2 protein-coding genes are annotated in these 1429 nt (G+C 51.9%); both read left to right on the top strand.

Annotated elements, in window-relative coordinates:
- The first annotated feature begins 89 nt into the window (after positions 1–89).
- Complete coding sequence (locus CW742_RS12955) at positions 90–362, top strand: hypothetical protein (RefSeq protein ID WP_292421025.1); 273 nt, start codon at positions 90–92, stop codon at positions 360–362.
- A gap of 252 nt (positions 363–614) precedes the next feature.
- Positions 615–1373 (top strand): flavodoxin family protein, encoded by a 759-nt coding sequence (locus CW742_RS12950; protein WP_292421023.1) that lies wholly within the window; start codon positions 615–617, stop codon positions 1371–1373.
- Positions 1374–1429 lie beyond the last annotated feature (56 nt).

The raw sequence follows: 1429 nt of genomic DNA, 5'->3' as shown, positions 1-1429 counted from the left end.
GCGTCATACTCTGCTTTTGGCATACCGGGGATTTTTACAAGGTCCATCGGGGCATCATTCCTTCAAGCTGGATAGTATGATCATGACCGATGATAAGCCTGATCGCAGACCCAAGATTTCATAAGGCAGGCCCGTGGTGCGATCTCTGGGACGCCCTCTACTGGCGGTTCCTGTATGTCCACCGCGATATATTTGAGCATAATCAGCGGATGGCGCCCTTCATCACCTACATCACCCGCATGGAGGCAGGGAAGCGGGATGCGCTGATTGCAAAGGCTGAAACCTATCTCAGTTCGATCGGGGCATGTGCCGGTGTTCCTCTTTCTGTGCCTGATGAACGGAAAACGAGGAAGCGCCGGTAACCCGGGTGAGGGGGCAGAGAGGAAGGAATTTTTTTTTAATATGCAGAATCACCCCTCATCCTTTGACGGTGACCGATGCCCGTTCCCCAACGTGTGCGGATCACGGATTCATCCCCGCGTGTGCAGGCATACCCTCGCCAGAAAAGAGTATCATGGCGATGAACGAGTGTGCAATCAGGCTTCACAAAACAATCCTTCCCGTCTCACCCCGGTTACAATAGGTTTACAACGTTGGGTGACCCTACGCATGCTATGGAACCCGGCGATGCACAGAAAAGTAAAGAACAGCTAAAAAACGCCATTCACCATCTCAAAACCAAAAGAAAAGTCCTTCTGCTCACTACATCGAACCGGTGGGAGGGGCAGGAAGAGACGCCAAAGAGTACCCGGCTTGCGTATAAGATTGCCGGGGAGTTGAGGAGGTCCGGTGTTGAGGCAATGCTCATCGAAGTCCCGAAATTGACGATCCACCCGTGCGAAGGAAATGTTTCCGATGCAGGCGGGAACAGCTGCGGGCAAAAAAAGGCCGCCCTGAAAGATAAAAGTAAAAATCCGAGCGGACATCACCGGTGCTGGGCAAGTATCAACAATGCGGACGACGAGCTCTTCAGGATCACAAGGGAAATGTTCACATCGGACTGCGTTGTGTTCTTCGCTTCGGTACGGTGGGGCGCACTGAATTCATACTACCAGAAACTGATCGAACGCCTCACCTGGATTGAGAACATGCACTCGACCCTTAAGGAAGAGAACATTGTTGCCGGCATTGAGGCCGGGCTGATAGTGATCGGACAGAACTGGAATGGAAAGAACGCATTCGAAACACAGAAAAAGGTGCTCCAGTACTTCGGGTTTCAGGTAAACCCGAAGCTCTGCTGGAACTGGCAATACACGCAAAATGCAGAAGATGAGACAAACGAAAGCTACCTGCAGGCAGCAAAAGAGTTCGGGAGCATCTTTCTTGAGGAAGGGTCCGGTCCGGCTCCCAACTCATCTCCAGGAACCGGATGATCCTTTTGTTTTTTCATCGTTCCGGATCTCTCGTTCCCTCCCCGTTTCTCCAAAGA

This window comes from Methanoregula sp. (assembly GCF_002835825.1).
GTDB lineage: Archaea > Halobacteriota > Methanomicrobia > Methanomicrobiales > Methanospirillaceae > Methanoregula.
Note: the sequence above shows the minus strand (reverse complement) of the source record. Positions and strands in the feature narration are given on the sequence as shown.